At 67.2% G+C, this 4,917-nt stretch carries 3 protein-coding genes; 2 read left to right on the forward strand and 1 reads right to left on the reverse strand.

Annotation, left to right across the window (positions count from 1 at the left end):
* On the reverse strand, positions 1 to 2,057 hold a 2,057-nt coding region (locus ACLML9_RS27725; RefSeq protein WP_411948265.1), incomplete at its 3' end, for a sensor histidine kinase.
* Between the two features lie 389 nt (positions 2,058 to 2,446).
* Between ACLML9_RS27725 and ACLML9_RS27730 the strand changes: the two genes are divergently transcribed.
* Together ACLML9_RS27730 and ACLML9_RS27735 are read left to right on the forward strand one after the other, a co-directional pair.
* On the forward strand, positions 2,447 to 4,393 hold the full coding sequence (locus ACLML9_RS27730) for an AMP-binding protein (protein WP_411948266.1): 1,947 nt from the start codon (positions 2,447 to 2,449) through the stop codon (positions 4,391 to 4,393).
* Positions 4,394 to 4,486: 93 nt separating this feature from the next.
* On the forward strand, positions 4,487 to 4,885 hold the full coding sequence (locus tag ACLML9_RS27735; RefSeq protein ID WP_411948267.1) for a hemophore-related protein: 399 nt from the start codon (positions 4,487 to 4,489) through the stop codon (positions 4,883 to 4,885).
* The last annotated feature ends 32 nt before the right edge of the window (positions 4,886 to 4,917 follow it).

The raw sequence follows: 4,917 nt of genomic DNA on the forward strand, positions 1-4,917 counted from the left end.
GCCGGACGTTCCAGCGGCTTGGGCCGCTCGACGACCGGCAGCGGTCCGCTCATGCCGGGATCGACGGTCACCATCATGTTCCCGGCGGCGGTACGGCTGATTCCGCGGGTCTGCATCGACGGTCCGCCCGGCACATTGCGCAGCGCGGCCGCGGCGGCCTCGTCGGGCGACGGTTCCGGTTTTTTCTTCGCGCTGTCGTTCGGGACGACGGCCTGCGGCCCGGAACCGGTCGCCAGCGGCAGGATCTGTGTCTCCCCGGCGACGATCAGGCTCATCGGGACATGCACGGTGACGGTGACACCCGGATCGCGCGCGGTATCGAAGGTCGGCCGCAGCCGCACGTTGAGGCCGTGCCGTTCCGCGAGCCGGCCCACCACGAACAGACCCATGTGGCGGGCGGTGTCCGGACCGGGTTCGGCGGTGGTCTCGAGCCGGCGGTTGATCTCGGCCATCTCACTCGGCGGCATACCGATACCGCGGTCGGCGACCTCGATGAGCAGGCCCTGATCGTGCGCCTGCGCGAAGGTGAACTTCACGTCCGTCTCCGGCGGCGACGCGCGCAGCGCGTTGTCCAGGAGCTCGGCGAACAGGTGTGCCATATCGGAGGCGGCCGGTTCGATCAGCGCACCGCGCGGGGTGGCGCCGAGCTTGACCCGTTCGTAGTCCTCGACCTCGGAGATCGCGGCGCGCAGGACATCGGCGATCTCGACGGGTGCGGATTTGGCGCGACGCTGCTTGGTACCGGCGAGAATCAGCAGGTTGTCGCCGTTACGGCGCATACGCGCGGCGAGGTGGTCCAGCCGGAAGAGGTTCTCCAGCAGGCGCGGGTCCTTCTCGTCGTACTCCATCGCCTCGATGAGGCTGAGCTGATGGTCGACGAGCGATTTACTGCGGCGTGCCAGGGTCTCGAACATATCGTTGACCTGGGAACGCATCTGATGCTGATCACTGGCCAGGCGCAGCGCCTGACCGTGGATATCGTCGATCGCGCGCGCGAGCTGACCGATCTCCTCCTCGGACCGGATGGGCATCGGTTCGAGGGGCACTTCCTCCGGCGAGGCACCGGTACGGAGCTGGGCAACCTCGTCGGGCAGATCGCTTTCGGCGACCCGGAGGGCGGCCAGGCGCAGCCGGTGCAGCGGCACGATCATCGACCGGGCCACGAACACCGCGAGCAGCAGGGCCGCCAGGATCGTCAGCAGCACCACGATGGAGTACACGACCGCGTCGGACAGCGCCTTGTCGGCCATCTTCCGCACACCGTCGTCGATCGAGGAGGTGGCCTCGGCGATCAGTTTGTCGGTGGTCGTGGTGCTGTCCAGCAGCGATTGCCGGGCCTCGCCCAGGGGCAGCCGACCGGCCTGGGCCTCGGGGGTCTCCAGCATTCCGGCGCGGTTGTCGATGCCCTGGCGCAGGATCGCGATATCGGGATCCTCGGCGTTGTAGCGCTGGCTCAGGATGTTCAGCAGGGCGCGTTCGGTATTGGTCGCGGTGCGGTATGCCTGCTCACCGGATTCCTGGTTGCGCAGCAGTTCCGCCGCGGCCGTGATCTCACCGACCATGGTGGACCGCAGGTTCAGCGCGTCGACGAGCCGGAGTTTCGCCGGGTCGATCGATGCGTCACCGATCTCGCCGAGAATGGCCTCCACGGCCCGGACACCCGCGTTACGGGCCTTGTCGAGAACCTGGACGGCTTTGTCCGGCGGCAGATTCGACGGCGCCATACCGCCGGCGCGAACTCCCTTGGCCTGATCGATCATCTCCGTGAGCGCCTGGCGCGCGGCCGGCAGATCGTCGAGTTCGCCGAGCGCGGATTCGGCCGCGGCGATCGCCTGGTCCAGGGAGGTCAGGTTGTCCTCGGTGACCATCGACCGGCCCGGCGCGATGGCGATCACCTGAGAGCCCGCCGTGGCGGACGTGGCCGTACTGAGATCGAGGACGGAAGGAACGATACTGACGTTCTCGGAGGCCGAACCCAGCCGGTTCGCGTTGCTCCATTCCGCCGAAATCCTGGACACGCCGAGTCCGACCGCGACCGCCAACGGCACAGCCAGCACGGCCGTAACCTTCCAGCGAAGGTCCCAGTTACTCAGCGCCCAGCGCTTCGTGCCGGACCTAGCGGCGTCACGCATTCCCACTCACTTTCCAACCTGGCCCCAGCCATGCTCCATCAGCGGAACTCCACACTCGCATAGTGGCTCGACGGGTGGAGCTGCCCGTGGGTCGCGGCTGGCCGAGAAATTGCGTCTACGACGGACCGAATTTGTGTCATCAGATTCTAACGGATCAATAACTTCTTGGTGTACTCAGCCCGGGTTCACGCACATTGACCAGCCGGTTACAGGCATAAGCCATGGTCGCGACACCCGACGGGGGGTCGCGTGAAGTCTGCCACAATCGTGCTGATCTATCGAGGCGAGGATTGCTGCGAGGCTAGGGAGCACGGGTGAGCGCGAGGAACGAGTATCGACCGGTCTATCAGACCAGTTTGGTCGATCCCGCCGAGTTCTGGACCCGCGCGGCCTCGGCCGTGGATTGGGATGTACCTCCTGAGCAGGCGCTAGACACCGACCGCCGGACTTCGCGGTGGTTTCCCGGCGCGCGGCTCAATACCTGCTACAACGCGCTCGACCGGCATATCGACGCCGGCCGGGCCGACCAGGCGGCATTGATCTACGACTCGGCGATGACCGGCCGTACCCGCGTCTACAGCTATGCCGAACTGCGCGACGAGGTCGCGAAATTCGCCGGTGTCATGCGTGATCTCGGGGTGACCGCCGGTGACCGGGTCGTGATCTATCTGCCGATGATTCCCGAGGCCGTGGTCGCGATGCTGGCCTGCGCCCGGATCGGGGCCGTGCATTCGGTGGTGTTCGGCGGATTCGCCGCCCCCGAACTCGCCGCCCGGCTCGACGACGCCGAACCCGTCCTGATCGTGACAGCGTCAGGGGGGCTGGAACCGAACCGGACCATCGCCTACCCGCCCATCGTCGACGAGGCCCTCGCACTGGCCGAGACCACCGCGCCACGGACCGTGCTGGTGAAACAGCGTGCGGACTTCCCACCGCACAACCACGACGGGAATCCGGCCGTCGACGCGGCCGTGCGGTGGCTGGACTGGGACGCCGCGGTCCGCGACGCCGAACCCGCGACGCCGGTTTCCGTCGCGGCCACCGACCCGCTGTACGTGCTGTACACCTCCGGAACCACCGGCAGGCCGAAGGGCGTGGTCCGCGACAACGGTGGTCACGCCGTCGCGCTGACCTGGTCGATGCGCAATATCTACGATGTCGGGCCTGGGCAGGTCATCTGGGCCGCATCCGATGTGGGCTGGGTGGTCGGCCACTCCTACATCGTCTACGCGCCGCTGCTGGCCGGCGCCACGACCCTGCTCTACGAGGGCAAACCGGTGGGCACACCGGATGCCGGCGCCTTCTGGCGGGTGGTGGCCGAACACCGGGTGCACACGCTGTTCACCGCGCCGACCGCCCTGCGGGCCATCCGCCGCGCCGACCCCGCCGCCGCATTCGCCCGCGACTACGACCTCAGTTCGCTCCGTTCGCTCTTCTGCGCAGGTGAACGACTCGATCCCGCCACCTACCGGTGGGCCGCGGACACGCTGCTCGCCGACCGCACGGACTGCCCGGTGGTGGACCACTGGTGGCAGACCGAAACCGGCTGGCCCATCTGCGCCAATCCGCTCGGGCTGCAGCGGCTGCCGATCAAACCGGGCTCGGCCTCGGTACCGGTGCCCGGCTACCGGTTGCGCGTGCTGGACTCCTCCGGCAACCCGGTGGCCGCGGGCGCCGAGGGCAATATCGTCATCGGCCTGCCACTGCCCCCGGGCGCGCTCACCGGCCTGTGGCACGACGACGAGCGCTATCAACGCTCATACCTTTCGGCATATCCCGGCCATTTCCTCACCGGCGATTCCGGATATTTCGACGAAGACGGCTACCTGTTCGTCCTCGGCCGCAGCGACGATGTGATCAATATGGCCGGGCACCGCCTTTCCGCGGGCAGTATCGAAGCGGCGGTCGCCGGGCACGACGCCGTCGCCGAATGCGCGGTGATCGGGCTGCCCGACGAACTCAAAGGGCAACGGCCCATCGCTTATGTCGTCCTCAAAGCCGACGCCGTCGTCGACCCCGAAACGTTGCGCGACGAATTGAGCGAACGCGTCCGTAAACAGATAGGACCGGTCGCCGGCCTGTACGACGCCGTCGTGGTACCCGCCCTACCGAAAACTCGCTCCGGCAAGATACTGCGCAAGACGATCCGCCAGATGACGGCGGGCGAAAATTACGAAATACCGTCCACCATCGAAGATCCCGGAGTCCTGGACGAACTCGCCCGGATCGTGCGACCCGCCCAAAACTCAAACTCCTCTTAAGAAATCCTCAGAGGCCGGCCATGACGGCACAATACGGTCTGAGGCAGTCCACGAGCCCTGGCTCGACACGATACGGTAGGAGGCAGTAACTCTATGGCACACACGACGACCCGGCTTCGCGGCACGCTCCGCCCGCTCACCCTCACCTTGGGCGCCGCCGCCGCGGTTACCGCGTTCCTGAGCCCCGCGGTCGCCTCCGCGGCACCGACGGATTTCGCCGAACCGCTGATCACCAGCGACTGCTCCTTCGCCCAGATCGAGGCCGCGCTGCACGACCAGGCTCCGGAACTGGCGTCGATGCTGGACAACAATCCCGATCTGAAGGCGCAACTGCAGAGCAAGTTCGATCAGCCGGTCGAACAGCGCCGCGCGGAACTGCAGCAGTACATCGACGAGAACCCCGAAGCGGCCCAGCAGGCCGAGAACGACCCCCGGACCGCCCAACTCCGTACCACCCTCCAGGGTGTCGCCGACACCTGCCACAACTACTGAGTTTTTTGGCGCCGCCTGCGGCGGCGCGGGGT

The sequence above is a fragment of the Nocardia sp. NPDC002869 genome, from assembly GCF_046764065.1.
Classification (GTDB): domain Bacteria; phylum Actinomycetota; class Actinomycetes; order Mycobacteriales; family Mycobacteriaceae; genus Nocardia; species Nocardia rhamnosiphila.